Genomic DNA, 21387 nt, shown 5'->3' with positions numbered 1-21387 from the left:
GATCCGCGAAGTAGTCTAGCAAGAATCGATGGGTGAAGCGATAGCTCCCCCCACGCGCTGGAGCAGGTGGCGAGCGCGGGCATCTTCGAGAAAGGCTCCAACCTGGAATGGGAAGCAGCCAGCTCTTCTCAACCAGAAGCGCAGGAGCGTATGCTGGATGGTGGCAAGGAGCCCTCGAAACAATCCAGAGACCAGTAGGGCGGCCAGTCCAATGAGCAACCCGGGGATTGGCCCGGCAACTAATCCAGCAGTCAGTCCAGTAAGCGACCCGGCAAGCAGCCCAATGAACAATCCATTCCAGAGTGAACGACGAATGCCTTCGCCAGGGGAAAAGGTATGGCGTTCAAGAGATTGCGATGGTGCCAACCCACCGAGGAGCAATCCAAGGAGTCCAGCGACCAGGTAGGCAATCCCTACGATGAACCATCCGATGCTCAAGTCTTTCACCGGCCCCGAGTCCTGCCTGACGAGTAGCCCGACGAATGACAGGAGCAATGGCTCAGCACCAAGCCCAACAAAGAATCCTTTTCCAGCCCTTATCCAGGACCAGGTGATGTGCTCAGCCAGTGCTATTCGACGTTCTTTCCCGATGACCTCCCTGAACGCCAGCCTGACGATCGTTATCGCGAGCATGCCGCCGAGCAGCCCGATGCGCAACCCTAAGCGAAACGTGACGAGGAGAGTAATGTTTAGCCCGATGAGCACCGCAACAAATATGCTGAGACTCTGATGATACATGGACTGGTATTGCTTGGGAAGCCAATCTGGTTGGAGCAGTTCCACCGAGAAGATCGTCTGGTTCTGCTGGCGCATCTGCCTCGCCAGAAAGCTCAGCCAGTGCACCGTGGGCTTGAGAGGATAGCGTCTCCTGTCTCCTTTCCGTTCCACCATTCGCTGGACATATTGCTCAAAGAGGTTCCGCCCTTGATCGGAGCGTCGTTGGGGCAATGTCTCAACGGAAGAAGCATTTCTGAACATCAGCAGGAGCACAGCCAGCCACAGAGGCGTCCTGGCGAGTTCCCGCAACGCTGGATTCGCTTTGAGCGCTGCTCGCAGCGGGGCAAACGGCTTGTCCGCCTGGTTGAGCGTGGCCTCCAATTGCGCAGGAGAGAGAGGCTGAACCTCAACCGCGCTTTGGAGACGTAATCGTTCCGGCTTTGAGGCCGTTCTGTATTCGTTGCTTCGACTACAGACCACCAGCGGACGAAGAGGATGTTCGCGCCGATAGGTATTGATGGCGGCAATACAGGCTGGCCGCGCTGTCTCTTCCATTTCATCCAGGCCATCCAGAAGCGGGAGAATCTGCTCATCCTGGACCCATTGCTGGCTCAACTTTCGGGGAACCTCATAGAGCGGGGAAGCCAATTGCTCCACGATCCACTCCTGCAAGGGAAGGCGCTTCTGGGCCCAGGACGAGAGAGGAAACAAGACAGGTAAGGGATGCCTCGGATGTTTGATTGCTTCCTTGAGCAGATCATGACCAAGCTGATACAACAACGTCGATTTCCCCGTGCCGGGTTTGCCTAGAAGCAAAAGTTCCTGGTTGGCTTCCTGATAGACTTTGGAAATGGACGTGCCAGGAGGAAGGGGATGGGCAGGTCTGGTGACTTGACGCAGCCAGAGATTCGTCGCGTTCTGCACCGCATTCGGCTGCATGGAGAGGCCTAGTTCAATCCATGCGGCTTCTTGCAACGAATCTGCCAGGAGTTCATGGTACATCGACTGCAAACGCAGCGCCATATTCTCACGGCTTTTGGCCGTGGAACGCGAAACAGGAGTCGGAGAAGGATGATACTCGATCAGGGCTCGCAGACTCTGTTCCACTTCCAGAAATGCGGCGTCCCGATTCCTCCATGTCGTGATAGCCTGTCCATTGCGAGGAAGCGCCTGCAATGAACCAAAGGGAGCACTTTGCCAACTACAGGGACGCAGGATGATCGGAATGACACGAGCCTCGCCGCGTTCATGGCGCTCCATTGCCCGTTGCATCTCGTGCTCATAGCAGTAGTCGGAGGCGAGAAAGTCGGAGCTCAGCAGTAGAAGGATGATCGTTGCGGCATTGAGATGCTCATCGATCTCTTGTTTCCATTCTGCCCCCGCTTGGATCTTGCGGTCATGCCAAGGAGCAAGCAAACCCTGACGGTGCAATAGGCTCAGATGCTTCTCCAGCATGGTGCGGAGGGCTTCATCCTCGTGGGCATAGGAGTAAAAAAGTTGCACAGGTTCTGGTTGTGTGCGATTAAGCATTCCCCTCACCTTTGATAGCATTAAATATGGTACTGAGAAGTATAACAGTTTTCTCAGAATGCAACAAGTGAATAAGAAGGATTGGGTGTGATTCACATTTTTGCAAATCGGTTTGGAAGCGCCTTGCGAGAAAAGGTCATGCGTCCCCAGCGCTTTTGGCCTTCGGTTCTCCCTTTGTGGGGAGTCTGTTGCGCCTTCGCCTTTCCACGCGCCGACAGCAGCAAGATCTCGATAAGCTGTTCCTCCAGCACCTGTTCCAGTTGTGCTCGTCGCCGCTGGCTGCGCTGCACTCGTCGGGCATGATGCTCTTCTCTTTGTCGCTGATGTTGCTGGTCCCAGACTTCTTCCCAGCGGTGATTACACAGGGCATCGCGTAAAGCTAGCAGAGGATTCACGTTGGCGGGCTCCCAATGCATGCCTGCTCGTTTGAGCCGCGCCTGCATGACTCGCTTGTTGGCGCTTTCCACCATGCCTGAGCCAATGGGCCAGCCTTGGGTTTGGAACTCTTGATACTGCATCTGAGGAAGGCGCTTGCCAAAATAACGCACCGCATCGCTGACCGCAGGCAAGGGGCGGTGTTCTTGCCACCACGCCATATGCTTCATGATGCGCTCTGGCCCATGATGTTTGAGCTCATGAAGCATGGCTCTTAGCCAGCCTTTGGGCACATGCTGACCTGCCAATTCCCCTTGTTCGGCGATCCGACCCAGATACTCGGCTGCATGGGCAAAATCTAAAATCCGCACGGCATCGAAGCGATGCCCATCCACAAAGCCTTGAAGCCATTCGGCTCCATCTTGCACCGCACAGACCGCTGCGGCTCTCTCAATGCCTCGCCGTGTGATCTCCACTGATGCCAGGTCGGCAAAGGTGGTTGCATCTGCCAGCCGCGAAAAGCAGGAGTGGTTGATGGTTCGTTTGTCCGTCGCATCTTGATGGCGTGTGTGTGCAGGGAGGACCTCTGCAATGACCACCGTTTTGACTTCTGCCCAACATCCTCCTCGTAGGGGAACCATGGCTCCATCTCCACTCATTGCCAGACGGCAAGCCACAGGCTCTGTGCCTTCCCCGACCAGGGCGCAGGCCGCGCTGGCTTGCTCGGTTTGCATGACCAGGACTCTGGCTCCTGCTTGTAAGGTCTGCCGACGCACCAGCGAGTCGCTGACCTGGATCCCCAACAAGGCATGCAGTTCACTGGCCGCTTCCTCAAAAGGAAGACGGGCTCCCAACCGAACCAGGCTTTGATGGGCATGGGGCATCAAACCTGTTTGAGGCAAGTCCAAGAGCTCATCGAGGGGGAAAAAAGCTGTACCCACAATGAGGGCAGCTCTGATACTCACGAATCAGGGTGACTTCTTGTCCTCCTTGCGTTTGCAGTCGGCGCTCTCGCTTGCCACGCACTTGCATCCGTTTCCCACACTCTGGACAGGCCACCGGCTTACTCCGACCGGTTCCTTGGTCTGCTTGGTTGGCTTGAGCGAGATCCTCGATCATTCTCGCTCGTAGCTCGTTCATCTGTTGGTCAACCGCCTCCTCGATGTCGGCTAAGGTCGCTTGGGGATGGGCAAGCCGCCACTCTTGCATACTCTTGGCTACCTGCTGGCTTCTTTGCTCCCATTGCTGATCGTCCTCTTGCTGCTTCATACCCTCTCCTCTCTTTTCTCTCGCTTGTCTCCTCCTCAGTGTACCATCTTTGTCTTTTTGCAAAAATCTGAATTACACCCAGAAGGATTGACAGGGCTTTTCAAGAGTCAAGGAGAGGTAAAAAAAAGATCGTCCCTTACATACCCAGCGTTTTTTCTGCTAGAAAGCGCATCAATATGGTGGAAAGTATCTGTTGATTGTCTTTGGCAATCAGCAGACGATGCGAGAAGGTCTGGAGCTCTTTATGCAGGGCATGGACCCTTATGACTACGTGGGTGGCAATCCAGAGTCGCGCACCGATCCTACCGGTAACGCCTTTATAGGAAACAAGGACGAACGAGCCTGGATCAGTGGAGGCAAGCTCTACGAGACCGTCCCCTGGAGTCCAGCCCCTCCAACGGTCATTGGCACCTGGAACAGTGGCGTCTATCGCCCCGTGGTGCATCCAGCCTTCCCACCGCCACCACCAATGCCCAAACCCAGACCAGCGGCACCACCTCCTCCGCCACCAGACCCTATCGTCTCATGGGCAACCAATGCCGGGCACCTGCTGTGGTCTGGCGTGGATATGTTCCTGGGTATCTCCTCCATGGTCAACGATGTTGGGACCCTCACCAGCAGCGATACCAGTGGCTGGGATAAGCTGTGGGCTGCCGCCGATCTGGCGATGAACCTAACCATGGAGATGTCCATGGTTGCCGGCTTCGGCGAAGAGGCTCGTATCGCAGAACTGGCTGCCAAGGGCGGCGAGGAACTACTCGCTCATGCGGCGGAAGATGCCGCAGCTCATGGAGCCGAAGACATTGCTGAGCACGGAGCAGAGGACATTGCTGAGCATGCCTGTAGCTTCACCTTCGATACCCCTGTTGCCACCGCCACTGGCGAGCAAGCCATTGGCACACTCAAGGCCGGTGAGAAGGTCTGGGCGTATAACCCCACGACCAAGAAGATGGAGCTCGAGCCCATCAAGCATGTCTGGATCAACCACGACGATGACTTGGTCGATCTTGCCATTGCCTACACCACCAAGGATAAGCAAGGTCATCCCGTCCAGCAAATAGACACAGTGCATACCAACAAGAAGCACCCCTTCCTCACCCAGGAAAAGGGCTTTGTGGAGGTGGCGCACCTAGATGTTAGCTTACACCTGATCCGCGCCGATGGCAGTGTGGGTACACTCGTTGCCTGGAATGTGGTTGCTGGCACAAGCACTATGTATAACTTGGAGGTGGCGCAGGATCACACCTTCACCGTCAGCGATGGGCTTGGGGTTGTACACAATTGTGGATTTGAAAATGATACTCTAAAAGAAAATCACTTTCAAAAACATATCTGGCACCATCTTGGAATGGAGAGAATCCTTTACCTTGACTGAACCTGGCCCGGAGATGCATGGATTTTATATTTAAGTGGAGATAATGGAACAGTGGTTTATCAGACAACGTCTTTACTAAGGCTTATCTGGGCCAATGCTGAATGGAGAGACAACTTACTCTCAACCTTCAATTCTTGGGTTCAGGAGGGAAGCTCTCGACACGACGCGAAAAATACATTGAGGTCCATGATTTCTGCCAGCATTGCAGAGCATACCATTGGTCCTTCTTTGGATATGGATCTTCATAACGTCAATTGGGATCAACTGGCAGAATTTTTCTGCTACTGCTACTACAGAAAGCGCTCAAGACGTCCAATTCCAGACATTCCTTCAGATGAGATCTGGATTCAACTTTCCAACCCAGATGACTGGGGAACACTTTCTTTGCACCCTCAACAGGAAACACCTATTCAAGAAACCGTTCCTGTCCCATTACTTCCTTTAGAGCAACAATTACTTCTTCTCGGAGGGAAGCGAATGGTTTACAGATACGAGCCGGATATAGAGGCTTTATTAGAGCGAGGAAAAGCCTTTCATGGACCTAGAGAGCTCATACCTGGAGAAGCTCGTGAATGTCATTCCAATGTAGCCTGGCATTGGGAGAAACAGAAAGAAAAACGTAGTATTGTCACTGGGTACGCGCTTTCGATGGATGGTCTTTGGCGACAGCATAGCTGGCTCGTTCAAAAACAACAAGAGTGTGAGAGATTTTCTCTGCTAGAAACGACAATGGAGCGGTTACAATATTTTGGTTTTCTTCTGACAGATCAAGAAGCCGAGCATTTTCATAAGCTGTATCGATAAAACGCTATTATGTTTCCTCATATTGAGGAACGGTTGATTTTATCCCTCAAATGGAAAGCGGGAATAGCTATCGTATATTGTAAAGAGGCTTAAAATCTTCTCTCGAAGCCCCTCGAATGAGCATATTATGGGTCTGGTTTGGCGCTTCTTAAAGAAACAAGATCAAAAGGAGAACATGATAATGCCTGCTCCAGATTGGCATGAGGTTGAGGAGAGTCTTTTTCTTGAGGGAAAATCAGCACTTCTCCAATTTGCGGAAGAACATCCCGATGAGACTTGCTCTTTTTTCGCGTATGGGTGGATACCCACAGATGGAGATTTCTCTCTTTTTCTTGACACGCCTCACAATGCACTCCGCATGGCCCAAGACGACCAACAATCTATTTTTAAGCAAAGGGAGGAGATGCTTCAAAGCGCAAACTCATGGCAGTATGCTCGTTACTATCTCTCTCAAGACATTGTTGAATATACTGCAAATGTCGACCTCTTTGCCTATGCCCCCTATAGAGAGGTCTATTTTGAAGGATGGCAGGAATTCGTTTCCAGCGATGCCTATCCCGAAGGGCGTGAGAGAGCCGACGATTACATGGAAGGGAATATCCGGATTGTCATCTGGCATGTGTTTGAGCGACTGATCGAAAGCGGGATCTTTTCACAGATGCATCTGTCCTCACCGTTTCGCCTGGGATATCAGTTCCATGACGATGCACTGACTGTGCTGTACATCCTCAACTGGCCGACAACCAGCGCTCCAGAAGACAAGAAATGATTCCGGTTCCTTCATGAGAAAGGGCGTGCTACAGCGTGCGCACACCCTTTCTCCTTCTCTTTAGAGTCATCAGACCAGAATGGGCTATCTTTTTACTTCGCATCGATGACATGCGATGAGGTGGTATGGATATGCTGGACCATCTTCTGTACCTGCTCAAGGAGCGCCTCAATGCGCTCCAGGGTTGTCCAATCCTCCATCTCTAGCCCTTCGAGTTCTAATGGCGAGGGCTGCTGGGCGATAAATTGCGTGCCACTGAGAAGCATGTCTGCTGCCACTTTGCGCCAGCGCTGACGAAACTTCTGTGCCGCCGGGAGGGCGTTGTGTTGCAGTACAGCCCCACGCATCTGCTCACCCATCTTCGCAACCTGAGCTGAGAGGGCATCTCGTTGGGTGGTGAGGGTCTCAATCTGCGTGTGAAGCGTATGCAGGCGTTGCTCGATGTCTGGTGGAATGATTGGCTCTTTTCCCTCCTCATGCATCTCTTGCTCCCAGCTCTGCCGTTCCCCTTGTAGGTGGAACAAAGCCTCTTGTGCATCCGTCCGTGCACGCTCGATCTCCTCGGAGCGCGCTTGCAGGTTTGCGAGTTCCTGTCGCATGACCTCCGTCTCTCGCCTTGCTTGCATCTCAGCTTCTTGCGCGGCTTTGAGGTCCGCTTTTGCAGCCCGAATGGCGTCGATGGTGGTCGGGATCTGAGTCGTCTCGACCTGTTGGCGAATCGCTTCAGGCGCGGCTGCCAGCTCATAGAGCACTTTGAGCGGGAGCTGCTTGGCGAGATGGAGACGCTCACCATAGGCAGAGGCCACATTCAGGAAATTCTGGCAGGTTTGCCGTCGCATCCCCAGTTCACGCTGCACCCACTGCATAAACTGTCCATGCGGAAGCCGTTCACGCACCGCCTGGAGGTTATAGCCAATGGCAATGGCCCCCTCCGCTGTACGTCGCAACAAATGCAGGGTTTCGGCGGTCTTCTGCTCGACAAAGGCGCGATCCTGGGGCGAAAGCGCCTCATACCCAAAGGAAAGAGTGTCAGGTTGGATCTGCTCAGTGATCGGTATCGGCTGGGCGACTCCCGATGTCTGGGAGCGAGGATCATCGTGGTTCATGGGGGGTCTCCTTCTGATGTATCGTCTTCTCCAGGGTGGGTGCTGGTGGGATGACCAGCGACTGAGGTGGAAGCAAGACCCACTCTCTCCTGCAGCCTTGGCTTCCACAGCAAAGCAGTCCAGCGCGCGAGCGCTTCGGTGAGAGCGGCATTTGCTCCAATAACTGCCAACTCAGCCAGAAATCGCTCGGTGTGGCGATAACCGTAGGCCCGAGGCCGACCCGAAAGCATCGCTAGAGTCTGACCAGTGTAGCCACCTGAAGCTCCCCGTGCTAAAGCAGCGGGGGTTCCAGGGGTTCGGCCCACGCTTCCCACCCGTCCCACGGCTGTGGGAGGACGAGCTCTAGTGGTGGTTCCCCTGGACTTTCGGGCAGACGCGCTCTGGCTCGAGTCAGACCCAAGCTTTGGGGCAGGTCCTGCCCCTCTTTCGCGCGTTGGATGAGACACTCGTGTGCTGCCCGCAGGCGCGCCTCCGCACCTTCCCAATACGCACGCGTATCGGGCACACGAGGGGATGGGATCTCTTGGATTAAGATAGGCAGCCAGAAACGCCGAGTAGAGATCGCGCTGCACGGGACCCACACCACACTCGCACTGATGCCAGCGCTGAGAGAGCGGTTTCTTCACCCGCTTGCCACAGCCATGACACCATTGGCTCAGCGCTGTGGTGCGTGTGGGGACGCGCCACCAGGGTGCCGCCTGTGCTTGCAACGGTGCGGTAGGATAGGCCGCCAGCGAGGTACTGGCTCACGCCAGCCCTTTTCCAACGGCCCTCCCCCGAACCATGGCATGCACGATTTCCATGCACCAGGCTCTCCAGAGGCCTGCGTCTTTTCAACGCAACTCCCACGATGGTCTGCTGACACATCCGTGCCAACCATCGCTTCTTGAGTCTGGCCTCCTGTGGCGCTTCACTTTGTCACAAGATGACTCGCTACTACCGCCACTCCGTCGCCTTGATCCTCGCGGATGGTAGGCGATCCCCAAGTTACACCTGATCTTCGCTCCGTCTGTAGGCACCCCGTTCGTCGTTTCCCGTTCCCTACGGGCTGGTCCTGATGCAGGCGAGCACAACGCTTGAGACGTTCATTGTGCTCATCAGGCATGGGCAATTCTACCAATCCCATCGGACGCATGAATTCCACCACGACTAGGGTTCAAGCCATCAAGCCTTTGCCTTGGACGGCCTCGCTGCCTCTCGTCTGGCTCTTGGTAGTAGAGCTTCAAGAGACGTTTCAGCAACCATGCTACAGTCCCCCCATACCTTTCGGCTGGAAGTAAGGTGCCGCGTTACTCACCTCGCCTGAGTGAGGTCGTGCTCTCGCACGACAGAAGATCAGACGCCTCTTTGGGCGCACTCTCAACCATGCTACAAACATCCCTGGTGCTCTCAGTCCCACGCTCTTGCCAAAAGTCTTTTGCCAGGCCTTGTAGGAAATCTTTTCCAGGATGATGGTATTGCCCAGCGCCATCACCTCATGCACCTTGCGACCATGCAGGCTCTTGCGGTGCGCCGCCAGGCGACGCTCCCTGCTGGCTTTTTGTCGCCGCGTGGCGTGATAGCGCTTGCTCAGCTTCCACCGCCGCTTCCTGGCTCCCTGCTTCTTGAGGCGTCCCTTCTCGTCGTAGTGCTCTGGGTTGGCCGCTCGCCGTTGCCGATCCATCCGTCGCTGCAACCGACGAATGGCTTTGGCGTCAGGAGTCAACTCCGTGCACAACACCTGTAGGCTGGCCTCCCCCTGCTGAGGAACGAGCGCCAGGGTCGATGGACCCAGGTCAGCTCCCACGATCCCTTGCCCAACCGTGTGCTTCGGTTTGCGGAGAGGAGTACCCTCCAGGACCAGTTGCACACCGTAGCAGTCTCCTTCCGCATCGGCTCCGGCCGCTCTGGGGCTGCTAGCAGGGCGTTGGAGGAGACGAGCGTATTTGATGCGATGCCTCAGCCCATGAGCCGCCACCTCATCCTCCCAATCGATGAGGGCTGGAAGGCAGTCCCCGTTCCAGAGCAGAAACCCGGCGTTTCCCTTCTCGGGTGGCTGCAAGACAAAGCGCAGGCCCGTGTCATGACGCTTGTTCTCGACGCTGCTGAAGCCTCGTCCGCGGCTCTTAAAACGCACGCGCCTGGCCTGGCCGAGGCAGACACGATTGAGGGCACGGTAGGCACGACTCGCCAGGGTTTGAGCCAGTACCGCCTCAACATGCTCGGCGATCCAGCCCACACGCAAGCCTTTGACCGTGTGATGGAAGGCGGCTTCGGTGAAGCCATGGGCTCTGCGCAAGGCAGAGAAGGCGGCCGCTCGCTCGGCCTTGTCGGTGCGAGGGATGGAGCGAGCCTCTTGCCAGGCGGGATCAGCGCGCATGCGGCGCAGGCGGCGTTGTCCCAGGGAGAGGATGGCATTGTAGAGCTGACGGGCCGCTTCCAGATGGGCACGTACACGCCTGGCCTGCCCAGCGTTCACCTGAAGCGGAAGTTCCAGCAGAAATGTGGGGGTGCTCGTGGCTCGTGGGTGTGTTTTTGTCGCCTGGCCCTTCTTCTTCATCCCAGCTCCCTTCCTCCTGGCTCATGTGACGTTGGAACAGATATTCTATGCAAGAGCAAGTATAGCAGCAACGTCGCATCTCGTCAAGTCCTTCACCATCCGTTGTTGTGAGGATTTGCCCCACGCCTGCGCCTTCAAAGGAACGGCGATTCATCCCCGCCTTGAAAGACTGTCTTTTACCCACATCTTACAAAGAGAGGTGAGAAGCAAGATGAACGCCTTCAAGCAAGGTTTGTACCTGGAGCCAGCCCTTCCAGAGCGTTTTCCATCCCGGCGGGCCATCGCCAGCACGAGCCAGATACCCCCCCATGCGGGCGACCTCGATCCAAAAGGCTTTTCCCGTCAGCATCGAGGGTGACTGCGCTGTTCGCGTCGCGATGATGGCAACGGCTTGGACTTCAACCACCTCAGATGCTGGACGATCCGGCGTCTGTTGGGAGAACGTACGCAGTTGCAGCAGACGCACGGCCACTGCAGAGAACAGACCCAGCAGGCGCATCAGGCGATCCGCGCTTTGCATCTGTCGCTCCTCGATGCGACACCCGGTTTTCAGGCACTGATGATACTCTTCGACGATCCAACGGCAGCGATACCATGCAACCCGCTCCCAGGCTTGCTCGTCGGCATGTATGGGCATTGAGGTGAGCAAGATCCACTCCAGAGGCTCCACGCTTTCAGGTGGCTCTGGTTCCCAGACACGGACCACCCACAAGGGCAGAGGGTCCTTGCTCCCACGTGGATCATTGCAGGGGGGCAGAATACTGACTTGCCCAAAGCTGATCTGAAGCGTCGTTTCTCGACCTGCTCTCCCATGAGAGGCTGGGACCGCAAAGGGACGCTGATCCTGATTGGACCAGGCACGAACCCGATCCAAAAGATGACCAAGCTCTTCCTCTTGGGCCTCGACTCGGCGATTGTGAGCCGCTCTCACCACAAAGTGCGTCTGAGTCGAGACGCAAGCCCGAAAGAAAGGAAACATATCCGCTCCTCGATCCCCCACATGCACCAACAGGCCATCAGCAGCCGAGGGGCCAACGTGCTCGATCATCTGCATCCACACATCCGTTTCGCGCTGCTCTCGATGCCGCCTCTGATACCGTTGCTCGTTCTTTGGAGCTGGGAGACGAACAAACGGCTTTTGGGCCAGGCATCCGAGAACGGCTCTGGTCTCCGGTTGTACCGCCAGTACTGTTTGCAGATGGAAACCACGCCCTTTGGCATTGCCAATTTGCCCAATGCCAGCCATCTTGCCTCGGTGGGAGAGATCAATCTCGGTTGTATCCTGCACAGCAAGGACAACTCTCTCTGCTTGCATGCGTTCTCGGGTCTGCTGCTGATGAGGCTGCACGAGCGCTTCGAAGGTGACGTCGGGTTCATGAAGCCAGCGATACAAGGATGCGCACCCCTTTCCAATTCTGTTGTTGTTTGGGCAACGAGGCTGAGGCATCACGTGCAATGGCACACGCCGCCTGGACAGCTCGCCTCGTCCGCCGCATATCTCGCAACTGCACTTGCCCAAATGTTTGTTCTGCCCATGCTTCCGGGTCCAATACTGTCTGGATGTTCATTTCCCCATTGTAGCAAATTGTAAAATGTGGGTAAAAGACAGCCTTGAAAGAGCGGGGCTTTCTCGCTCGGTTTTTGTAAGTCCCAGGTTCGTCGGAGTCCGACGACTTGCAAGAACAAGAGCGTAAGCAACAGGCTACGTAGGATCGCAGGAAACCAATGGAACGTGAGTGTCTGCTCAGTGGGACTCACCTTGGACAGCAGATAAGCAGAAAATAGAATACATCGCTTGCCCATTAGTGGATGGAGGTTTGCACTCCTCTCAAGAAGCCAAGAGGACAAGCGATATTTGCTAGCAAGCTAGCGTAATAGGTCGATTCCCTTCTCGATAGCAGGGTCCTGCCCTGAGGATAATTCTTGCGCTGTCTGCGGAACTTCATAATCTGGAGCGACGCCAGAACCATCAAGTGTTTCTCCGTTGGCACCCAACCCGCGCTGTGTGGTGATACCCAACGTACTTCCATCATTCAGGAGGTAAGGGGTGGCTGCTCCGGCTATCGCTCCCGCTGTCCTCGATCCCACCAGGGGCGCAATTTTCAGATCTTTCATAGCTCCAGATAGCTCCTCGCAGGCAGAGGCGCAGCGGCGGTTGGTGAGCAACACTAGCGGTTGATGCAACAGGGAAACCGTATCTGTGGTAGGCAAGATGGTACGTTTGCCTTCGCTATCGACAAGGTAGCCCAAGGTTTGGCCATGGACAAAGGCTCCGAGGAGTTGTGAAACACCTTCTGGAGAGCCACCGCCATTATCACGCACATCCAGGATGATCCCGCGCAGACGATTTCCCAGGTGCAGGCTGTCAATGGCTTTGACTACTTGGTCGCCAGCGTCGGGCGAAACTTGTGTCAGCTTGACATACGCCAGCGTGTTGTCCACTACTCGCGCGCTGGCGACAGGAGCCATAGAAGGTGCGAAAAAGGTTGGAATAAGAGTCACTGTCCAGATGCGCCCTGTCTTGGGTCGCGAGAGTGTCACATGCACGACGGCGTTGCTCGACAGTTGGGGATTGAGCCAGGACATTACCCCTGGATTAAGCTGATTATTGGTAAAAGGGGTGCTACCATTGACCGAGACGATACTATCCCCTGGCGCGATGTGCTGCTGTTCCGCTGGCGAATTAGGCTGTACTTCAGTCACAAAGAGCGGAGAGCGTGCTTCGGGCAGGTAGAAAGCCCCGTTTGTGGCAGAGGTAACAATTCCCAATCCATAGTTCACGCCTTGAGGATACTGCTTGAGCACGGAAGCTGGTGCCGAGATATTCCAGAAGGTGTGATTATCGTGCAGGCTTTGTACCATGCCCTGCATAGTTGCTGCCGCGAGCTCCTGCTGAAGTTTTGCATCTTGTGATAGAGCCTTACTCACGCGTTGGTAGACCGTGCTAAAGGACGACCAATCCGCCTCTGCGTCACCAGTGAGCGAGGGCGGCATCGCGGTGGACTGGTCCAGGTTTTTGCTGAGCAGTTCCTGCACCATGGCGCTAAAGGCCCCGCCGAGCAGTGTTCGGTTATCAAGCGTCTTCCTGGTCACATGATGGTCCAACAGGCACCAATAGGCTTGTTCAAGTGTAGACAGGGTGGGAGCTGTGGGAGTGGGAAGCGCCTGGGTCGGATCAGGAGACGTACAGGCTCCTGATCTTTGCGTTGATGGAGTTGACGCTTTTGAGCTTTGCGTGTTGGCCTTCTCGGAGGAGCAGGCACTGAGCACGCACAGACTCAAGACGAGCAGTACATGCCTCCAGTACGACTGGCAGGGTCGATCTAATTTCATGACTCTTCCTTAAGAATATATTTTGCTTGTGATATATGTGAATCTGGATACAGTAATTAGGTGGTCTTGACTGCAATTCTTCCATCCTCCACATACAGGCGAACATCCGCCGCTTTGGCGATACTATGATCGTGCGTCACCACAATCACCGTTCTGCCTTGTTTCGCCAGTTGCTTCAAGAGTTCGATGATTCTCTTGCCAGTTTGGGAGTCCAGATTTCCAGTCGGTTCGTCGGCTAGAATGACCTTGGGATCATTGGCGAGTGCGCGCGCGATAGCAACGCGCTGTTGTTGCCCTCCTGAGAGCCTGCCTGGGGTATGATTGTGCCGCTTCTCGTCGATGCCGACCTGCTTGAGGAGAGCGCTGGCTTGATTTTGCATAGCCGCGCTCGAAGCGCCTCCTTTGAGTTCCATTGGCAACATCACATTTTCAAGGGCGGTCAGGCTTGGTATCAGGTGAAAGGATTGAAACACAAAGCCAATCTTGTGCCTCCTGAAGCGGCACTCCTGCGCGGCTGAGAGCTTTTTGGTATCCACGCCGTCAATCACGAGTTCCCCGGCATCGGGCTTATCCAGACCACCAAGAAGGTAGAGCAAGGTTGACTTCCCGCTGCCACTCGGCCCCAGGAGCGCCACAAATTGCCCCTGGGTAAAGGCAAAACTGACATCGTTCACCGCCTGGATCACCTGGCCTCTTGTCTGAAAGGATTTACTAACGGCTGAAGCTTGTACCATCACGGAGTCCCTCGATGGATCTGCTTGTTCCGTTGAAACACCTTGTGTATTCATCTGAGGATCTTCTCTCTTTCTTTTGCGCTGTTTTAGTTTGTTTTTCTCAAGACCTGAGCGGGTTTGAGGCGAGCAACAAACCAGGTTGGGATGAAGCTTGTCAGCAAGGCCAGCCCTATGCCCACGCCGAGAATGATCAACAGTGTTTGCACATTCAAGGTGGCGGCTGCCAGGTGTACATTGCTGAGATTGGCATCGACGGTGCTTGTTGTGCTTGTTGTAACGCCATTTTGCATAATAAGTGGGTGATCAATGCTGGGGCCGCCGGCAGCGGCTTTCACCAGGGACGCCGCGTCAATATCGAACAAATGGGCAAGGAACGGTCCCATAGTCACAAGCAGAAGGATTGCTAGTGCGGACGCCATAATACTCAAAGCGAGAATTTCGGTCCAGAATTGTCGCAAGACTTGCAGGTGTGACGCGCCAATCGTTTTGAGGATAGCGATCTCGGCTATTCGTTCCCGAACGAGCATGAGCACCGCGAAGATGATGACGGCAGCGGCGATGAGGAAGGAGGCTACCAGAGCCGCCCGGATGCTATTCTGCGCGACGCGGAGCGCGTTCAACACACCGTTGTACTGGGAAGCCTGTGTAACGACATTGAAATTCTGCCCAAGGATTGTGCGCAACTTGGCGGCTACCGCTTCGACTTGCTCCCGGCTCACGGCAGTAACCGTAAGAGCATCCACGCCATCGACCTGATAGAGCTTCTGCATGGTCGTCAGGGGAATGACGATGCTGTCATCGGCGCTTTCACTCGATGTCGTATACAAGCCAATGAGTGTGAATGTTTTTCCATGCAATGTGAAGGTTGAGCCAAGGCTGAGATGATTCTTCTGCGCCAGGGGCTGGCTGATCATGGCGACGTAGGCATTGGCATCGCTAGCGCGGAAATTGCGCCCGGAAACGAGGGTCGGTACGGTTCCACCAGCCAGAGTGAAATTGGTGGCGTCCTGGGAGATTCCATTGATTGTTACGGGAATAGGCGTGGGAATTTTCGAGGCGCTTTGTAGCGTTCCTTCCGTATCGGGTCGGAAGAGGCGCTGTTGTGCGCTAGCCACTCCTTGAGTCCTCTTCACTTTGTCCACCATACTCCTTGTGATGTGAGGTGGCGTAATGTTCACAGATGTATTTCCAGGGCCATCGACCGGGGTTGCTTCGTTCGCTGAATCTGAATCTGAAGAGGAGTCCTGGTCTGGTATATATTCGATGTTAATGGTTGTGCCTACCTGTTTCTCCACCATGGCAATTTGCTGTTGGGAGCTTGTATTTAGGCTCACCATTGACGCGACAAATGTCAGGCTTCCTCCTAGCAGCGCGACGACCAGAAGCAGTCGAACCGGGCTGCGAAGCACATTCCTGATACTCCGTACGATGAGTTTCATAGAGGTGAACTCCATTTTCTGTTTTCAATGCGATATTCGAGATCGTCATGCGAGAGAAGCGATCGCTTCTCTCTGACAGGTAGAGGATAGCGAATAGGCGTGAGGAATGATCGAGGAATGTGTGAGGAAATTGTGAGGTATGGGTGCTGATGATGCACAGCACCCATACCTGATGGAACTGTTATGTGGTGGAGATGAGAGCGACCTGTGAGGAGCCCTTCTCATCAGGGCTCTTGGGAACTGCGGGAAGGGAAAAGGTAAAACAGGTTCCTTTCCCTGGCTGGCTCTCGACGGTTATTTGTCCACCGTGCGCCTGAATCATTTGCTTCACAATAGCTAGGCCCAGTCCGGTGCCCCCTGTGGCACGGGAACGGGAAGAGTCCGCACGATAAAAGCGGTCGAAGAGGTAGGGAAGATGTTCGGGTGCAATGCCCTCTCCCGTGTCTAGCACACGGATCTGGACCATCGCTGCACTGAGACTGGCAGTAATAGTGATCTTGCCAGGAGGGGTAGTATGCATGATAGCGTTGCTTAGGAGATTGCGCAGAATCTGGGCAACCCGTTCTGGGTCGGCTTCAACGGGAGGCAAATGAGAGGGAAGAGACACGCAAAGCATCAAGTGTTTCCTCTCTAGTTGCGGTTGGACAATCTGTACTGTCTGGCTCACCACTTCCGCCAGTTCGATAGGCTGGCGCGCGAGGCGCAATTGACCAGCCTCTGCCAGGGATAAATCCTGCAGATCGGAGACCAATCGGCTCAAAAGCGAGGTCTCTTCGTAGAGCGAGGCCAGGGTTTCCGGTGTTGGCTCAAGTATCTGGTCTGCAAGCAGTTCCAGAGAGCCGCGAATATTCATCAGAGGATTGCGCAGCTCATGCGCGACATCGTTCATCAGATTGCTGCGCACTTGCTCTGAGCGGCTCAGGCTATCAGCCATCGTGTTGAATGCGTGGGCGAGTGCGCCAATTTCACCTTTGGCGGTGATGGAAACCCTCTGGCTCAGGTCGCCTTGCTCCATCCGCCCAGCAGCGGCTTTCAGCGTATGCAGCGGTTTCAGGAGCGTACTGGCAAACCCCAGAGCCAGCAGCAGTGCAAGCAGCCCAGCGATGAGGACTGCCATCCAGAGAGCATGATTCACGGAAGTCAGAAAGGTTGCTTCGGGCGAGTTATTACTGAGCTGAAAGTCGACATGGGCGGAAGATTGGGCGGGCTTATTCGTGGAAATATAGAGCAGGTCTGAGTGTGAAGAGGAGGTTGTAGAAGGCGAGGAAGAGACTGGCGAGGTAATGACCTGTCCGATCAACGTGTGGTCAGAATCGGCGATGACACGATTCTGCTCATCGAGCAGGATGAGACGTAGGTGCGAAGCGTGCGCTAATTGTTCGGTGAGCGCTTGTAATGTTTGCTGGCTCTGATGCTGTTGGTAGGCAGCGAGCAACGTTGAAATGATCTGCTGATTGTCCTTTGCCTGATTGTAGACCTGCAGGTTGTTGGTCGTTGCTTGATTCGCAATCAGGGCAACCGTGCCAACTGCTACCATGACGACAAGCATAAACATCAACGTGAGACGCAGACGCAGGCTATGCAGCATTAAGATGAGGCGCGGGTAGAAGCTACTCAACATCACCCGCCCTCCTGAACTTATAGCCGACGCCATGCACGGTTTGGAGAAAGGGAGGATGTTCAGGATCAGCCTCGATCTTCTTACGCAAGTTCCCCAGGTGAAAGTCGATGGTGCGGTCAAAACCATCGTAGTCCAGGCCATAGACTCGCTCCACCAGTTCTTGGCGACTAAAGGTTCGGCCAGGAGAGGTGGCAAATGTTTCCAGAAGCTTGAACTCCTTGGGGGTAAGACGGATTGGTTGCCCGGAGAGACAGACCTCGTGCGCCTGCAAATCGATGAGCAGATTGCCAGCACGGAGCGTTGCTGGACGTTCTGCCCACCGGTGCGTTCGGCGGAGCACAATGCGTACACGTGCCGCCAGTTCACGCAGACTAAATGGCTTGGTCAGGTAATCATCAACACCCAGATTCAGACCTAGGAGTTTATCCTCTTCCGTCGCTTTGGCAGTCAACATAATTACCGGGATAGTGGACTCAGAACGTATGATACGGCAGAGGTCGGGACCACCGATATGCGGTAACAGCCAATCGAGGATAATCAGGTCGGGAACCTCACTCCGAGTCAATGCCAGGGCTTCGAGACCGTCATACGCCTCTAGGGTTTCAAAGCCTTCTTTTTTCAGGGAAAGTCGGATCAGATCTACAGTTTTTTTATCGTCATCCACGATAAGAATTTTCCATCTCATAGGTATGTTCCCAACCTTTAAATTTTTTTGTTGGAGAGAAAAAGCGAGATGCGTCGATATTTTGCATTATACAAGGAAGTTGTGAGGTTTTTATGAGGAAAAGATCAAGCAGGTTCAGAGTTTCGCCCCTCTCTCGTGTGAGGTATGCACAAGGAGAGGAAGGTTCAACCTCTTTTGGCCTCGTGCCTCGAAAAGGAAATTAGCGCATGAGAGCAAGGTGCTCATCTCACCAGCGCATTGCGTTGGTCACATCGAATCGGCACTATTATCAGGTAGGTGATGATCTGGCGCTGCTGCATGCTTTACATCACGCGGGCATTGAAGCTGATCTCGTTCCCTGGACTGATCCTTCCTTTGACTGGGAAGGTTGTGATCTCGTGGTGCTGCGCTCTCCCTGGGACTACTACCAGCAGCGGACAGCCTTCATTCGGTGGGCGAGACACGTTGCCGGGTGTAGTGTGCTGCTCAACCCATTGCCCATCGTGGAATGGAATACCAACAAATGCTACTTACATGACCTCTCCTTACAAGGTATCCCCACGATTCCGACATACTGGATGACTCCCAAGCAGCCTGAATCCGTTTTGCGCGGTCTGTTGGAGCAGCGTCAATGGAAGCAGGTGATCCTCAAGCCAGCTATTGCGGCTGAGAGCTTTGGGCTCTCTCTGGTCTCGACAGACACTAAAGAGAGCATACAGGCCGGACAGGCACATCTGGCTCAGATGCGCGCGCGAGGCTATCCGGTGCTGATCCAACCTTTTTATCCGTCCGTGATCCAGGAGTCAGGGGAACATTCCCTCATCGCGATTGCCGGGCAGATCACCCATGCGGTGCGCCGTGTCTGTACGCTGGTTCCTGATATCGTCACACAGGAGAGGTCTGTGCCCTTGCAGGAAGATGAGGTGCGCCTGGCGCATGCCGTGCTCTCACGTCTTCCTCCGTTATTATATGCGCGCATTGATCTCATCCGTGATGAGACAGGGCACGTGCGTTTGAGTGAACTGGAACTTACCGAACCTCGTCTCTTCTTTGCGTTCAATGTCAAAGCCTGCGAGTACTTGGTGACCATGCTTGCTGAGATGCTTCGCACCTTGGGCGAGGAGGATCTTGAGGAAGGTGATGATGAGGATGAGGGGACCGCTGTCGTCACAGCGCTTTTCCCTGCTCGACAGGTGGATCAACAGAAGAATGTATTCGCTTCCCAAGCAAGCGAGTCATCAGGCAAGAAAAGAGGGCATGTGATTTCGTCCTCGATCTCTTGATCGGAAGAGCACATCGTTTCCTCTTCTCTTCCCCATCTCTCACATCAGTTATCCACATTTCAAGGGAGGAATGTGGATAACTGCTCTTTTCCCTGAGTTGCCCGCAGGATGCGCAACGAGAGAGACGTCTCAGGCGAAGTATGGGTGTCCCACAACTTTTGATCCTGTTGGCAAAAGGACTAAGGGCTAAGAGCAGCAAAGCGAGAGCTACGAGTAGTATCAAGAGGAATACCCATAATCCAGTTAAGAATACGAGAAAAGTTGATAGCAGTAGCAATCATCACATGCTGTAAATGTGTCTTCATTTGCCCAAAATAGCGACTGCGGCGTAAGTCAAAGGCTCGGACACCTTGGGAAATGGTTCCTTCAACACCAGCTCGCATGGCATAACGCATTTGAAACTCGTGTGTTGTCTTCTGTTGTCGTGTTGCTTGAATAGCCTCGTATTGAGCGTGAGGACGCAACGTTAATTGGCGAGGATTGCTTGGTGCTGTCGTACAGAGCGCACGACAAGGACACTGCTGGCAGTCTTTTTTGCCAAACTCGACGCGAATGACATCTGCCCCGCGTTGGCTCCGTGCCAGTTTCCATTTGCGACTGGTGTGCCCGACAGGACAGGTAGCTTTGTGTGCTTGCCAATCAACGGAAAAGTGAGCTGCGTCAAAGCCTTGTCCTGCACGGGCCTGCCAACTGGGATCATTGGCGACTGGACCTATCAGTTCGACGACGTAGGTGTTTTGGCAGTTGACCAAGTGGTCTCCATCTACGTATCCAGCGTCCATTGCATGTTCTGCGGGTAAGAGGGCCTTGTCGGAAAGGCGCTGATGGATAGGTTCAGTCAAGTCCGAATCTTGGGTGGTTGCAGGCGTCGTTTCCACATGAATGATGAGATGTGGTCGTTCTTCATCACAGGTTTCTGTTAGATGAGCTTTGTATCCTGTCCAGATCGTCTCCTGCTTGATACTCATATGAGCGTCAAGATCATAAGGAGAGGAGAGAAGAATGGCAGCCGGAGGAATATTGTCATCTGAGCGCCAAGAGAACGTGTCTTGTGTGAGCATATATTGTTGAACCCAGATGCGTCGTAACACTTCAACCGCCGGGATATCACGTAGCCAGATGGGAGCACCCTCAGCATAGCAAGTTTGGAGTAACTGAAAGCCATCTGCTCCGGTCTGTTCAGCGAGGGCTTGTCGTTTGCTCTTTTCTTTAGGGAGGCGAAACTCATCTATGGGACGGGCGTAGCGCTCATACCATTCCACTGGTACATGAGCACGGAGCCAGTCAGGAACCACTATCGCCAAACTGTTGAGAGCTGCTCGCAGTGTTTCTCCTACACATTCAAGCCGATTCATAGTGCGAATGGCTGCCAGCACATGGGTCGAATCAGTACGTTGCTTTCCACGTTCTTTGATCCACCCTCGCTCTTGGCAGACATGTAACAGCGTGTTGAGGAGCACCTCTTCCTGCCCTCCCCCAAGCAAACGTTGGCGAAATTCCGAGAGGACAGAGAAATTGAAGCCTGGGTCGGTCAATTCCAAATTTAATGCATATTTCCAATCAATACGCATTTTTACCGCTTCTGCCGCTTGCCGGTCACTATAGTTTTCCATATATTGCATCACGCATACCAGTGCTAAACGCCACGGAGCTTCTGCATAGGAACCACCTTGAGGATACACCTTGAGAAACAGTTCATCTGTGTAGATAGTTCCTAACTCATCTCTCAATAACATATAACGATTGCCTTTGGGGACAATTGTGCGAGCAACGCGAGCTGTTTCTTCTGGGATGGCTGGAATGGCTTCTGGTTGCAATGACATCTTTTT

General features: G+C 54.3%; 19 protein-coding genes and 1 pseudogene. 4 read left to right on the top strand and 16 right to left on the bottom strand.

Annotated elements, in window-relative coordinates; all coding sequences use genetic code 11:
- Positions 1 to 15: 15 nt before the first annotated feature.
- From K3T82_RS33285 to K3T82_RS33275, 3 genes are all read right to left on the bottom strand, one after another.
- Complete coding sequence (locus tag K3T82_RS33285; RefSeq protein ID WP_220197823.1) at positions 16 to 2247, bottom strand: TIR domain-containing protein; 2232 nt, start codon at positions 2245 to 2247, stop codon at positions 16 to 18.
- 92 nt (positions 2248 to 2339) lie between these two features.
- Entirely contained in the window at positions 2340 to 3524 is a 1185-nt protein-coding gene (locus tag K3T82_RS33280) for an ISKra4 family transposase (RefSeq protein WP_220194322.1), read from the bottom strand.
- Positions 3525 to 3534: 10 nt separating this feature from the next.
- Positions 3535 to 3891, bottom strand: coding sequence for a hypothetical protein (locus K3T82_RS33275; RefSeq protein WP_220194323.1), 357 nt, complete (start codon positions 3889 to 3891; stop codon positions 3535 to 3537).
- Positions 3892 to 4084: 193 nt separating this feature from the next.
- Between K3T82_RS33275 and K3T82_RS33270 the strand changes: the two genes are divergently transcribed.
- The 3 genes from K3T82_RS33270 to K3T82_RS33260 all read left to right on the top strand — a co-directional run bounded on the left by K3T82_RS33270 (position 4085) and on the right by K3T82_RS33260 (position 6839).
- Positions 4085 to 5266, top strand: a complete 1182-nt coding sequence (locus K3T82_RS33270) for a polymorphic toxin-type HINT domain-containing protein (RefSeq protein ID WP_220197822.1) — start codon at positions 4085 to 4087, stop codon at positions 5264 to 5266.
- Positions 5267 to 5317: 51 nt separating this feature from the next.
- On the top strand, positions 5318 to 6070 hold the full coding sequence (locus K3T82_RS33265) for a hypothetical protein (protein WP_220197821.1): 753 nt from the start codon (positions 5318 to 5320) through the stop codon (positions 6068 to 6070).
- 181 nt (positions 6071 to 6251) lie between these two features.
- The gene (locus K3T82_RS33260) at positions 6252 to 6839 is read left to right on the top strand and encodes a hypothetical protein (protein WP_220197820.1); all 588 of its coding nucleotides are present in this window, start codon (positions 6252 to 6254) and stop codon (positions 6837 to 6839) included.
- A gap of 92 nt (positions 6840 to 6931) precedes the next feature.
- Here K3T82_RS33260 and K3T82_RS33255 read toward each other — a convergent pair whose 3' ends face one another.
- The 12 genes and pseudogenes from K3T82_RS33255 to K3T82_RS33205 all read right to left on the bottom strand — a co-directional run bounded on the left by K3T82_RS33255 (position 6932) and on the right by K3T82_RS33205 (position 18275).
- A complete protein-coding gene (locus tag K3T82_RS33255) occupies positions 6932 to 7945 on the bottom strand; it encodes a DUF3102 domain-containing protein (protein WP_220197819.1) in 1014 nt (337 codons plus the stop codon).
- Positions 7942 to 8250: a hypothetical protein gene (locus tag K3T82_RS33250; RefSeq protein WP_220197818.1), complete on the bottom strand. Its 309-nt coding sequence runs from the start codon at positions 8248 to 8250 to the stop codon at positions 7942 to 7944. Before K3T82_RS33250 ends, K3T82_RS33255 begins: the two co-directional genes overlap by 4 nt.
- A pseudogene (locus tag K3T82_RS33245) lies at positions 8217 to 8662 on the bottom strand (AAA family ATPase); the annotation flags it as partial. The pseudogene K3T82_RS33245 and the gene K3T82_RS33250, both read right to left, overlap by 34 nt.
- A gap of 193 nt (positions 8663 to 8855) precedes the next feature.
- The gene (locus tag K3T82_RS33240; RefSeq protein WP_220195347.1) at positions 8856 to 9071 is read right to left on the bottom strand and encodes a hypothetical protein; all 216 of its coding nucleotides are present in this window, start codon (positions 9069 to 9071) and stop codon (positions 8856 to 8858) included.
- Positions 9072 to 9191: 120 nt separating this feature from the next.
- Positions 9192 to 10484 (bottom strand): transposase, encoded by a 1293-nt coding sequence (locus tag K3T82_RS33235; protein ID WP_236031723.1) that lies wholly within the window; start codon positions 10482 to 10484, stop codon positions 9192 to 9194.
- A gap of 187 nt (positions 10485 to 10671) precedes the next feature.
- Positions 10672 to 11877, bottom strand: a complete 1206-nt coding sequence (locus K3T82_RS33230; RefSeq protein WP_236031722.1) for an IS4 family transposase — start codon at positions 11875 to 11877, stop codon at positions 10672 to 10674.
- Positions 11858 to 12052, bottom strand: a complete 195-nt coding sequence (locus K3T82_RS48270; protein ID WP_236031721.1) for an IS4/Tn5 family transposase DNA-binding protein — start codon at positions 12050 to 12052, stop codon at positions 11858 to 11860. The genes K3T82_RS33230 and K3T82_RS48270 overlap by 20 nt, the downstream gene beginning before the upstream one ends.
- Before the next feature lie 298 nt (positions 12053 to 12350).
- On the bottom strand, positions 12351 to 13817 hold the full coding sequence (locus K3T82_RS33225; RefSeq protein ID WP_220197817.1) for a S41 family peptidase: 1467 nt from the start codon (positions 13815 to 13817) through the stop codon (positions 12351 to 12353).
- 56 nt (positions 13818 to 13873) lie between these two features.
- On the bottom strand, positions 13874 to 14605 hold the full coding sequence (locus tag K3T82_RS33220) for an ABC transporter ATP-binding protein (protein ID WP_236031720.1): 732 nt from the start codon (positions 14603 to 14605) through the stop codon (positions 13874 to 13876).
- A 32-nt stretch (positions 14606 to 14637) separates the two neighbouring features.
- The gene (locus tag K3T82_RS33215) at positions 14638 to 15990 is read right to left on the bottom strand and encodes an ABC transporter permease (protein WP_220197816.1); all 1353 of its coding nucleotides are present in this window, start codon (positions 15988 to 15990) and stop codon (positions 14638 to 14640) included.
- Positions 15991 to 16171: 181 nt separating this feature from the next.
- On the bottom strand, positions 16172 to 17611 hold the full coding sequence (locus K3T82_RS33210; RefSeq protein WP_220197815.1) for a sensor histidine kinase: 1440 nt from the start codon (positions 17609 to 17611) through the stop codon (positions 16172 to 16174).
- Complete coding sequence (locus tag K3T82_RS33205) at positions 17601 to 18275, bottom strand: response regulator transcription factor (RefSeq protein WP_236031719.1); 675 nt, start codon at positions 18273 to 18275, stop codon at positions 17601 to 17603. Before K3T82_RS33205 ends, K3T82_RS33210 begins: the two co-directional genes overlap by 11 nt.
- A gap of 227 nt (positions 18276 to 18502) precedes the next feature.
- Here K3T82_RS33205 and K3T82_RS33200 point away from each other — a divergent pair, with 227 nt between their 5' ends.
- Positions 18503 to 19558 carry an ATP-grasp domain-containing protein gene (locus tag K3T82_RS33200; RefSeq protein ID WP_220197813.1) on the top strand — a complete coding sequence of 352 codons (1056 nt, stop codon included), beginning with the start codon at positions 18503 to 18505 and terminating at the stop codon, positions 19556 to 19558.
- A gap of 179 nt (positions 19559 to 19737) precedes the next feature.
- On the opposite strand, the gene K3T82_RS33195 is transcribed toward K3T82_RS33200, so the two are convergent.
- A complete protein-coding gene (locus tag K3T82_RS33195; RefSeq protein ID WP_220197812.1) occupies positions 19738 to 21381 on the bottom strand; it encodes an IS1182 family transposase in 1644 nt (547 codons plus the stop codon).
- Positions 21382 to 21387 lie beyond the last annotated feature (6 nt).

It is taken from the genome of Ktedonospora formicarum (assembly GCF_016587355.1).
Classification (GTDB): Bacteria; Chloroflexota; Ktedonobacteria; order Ktedonobacterales; family Ktedonobacteraceae; genus Ktedonobacter; species Ktedonobacter formicarum.
The sequence above is the reverse complement of the archived record's forward strand: the minus strand, read 5'-3'. Positions and strand labels throughout refer to the sequence as shown.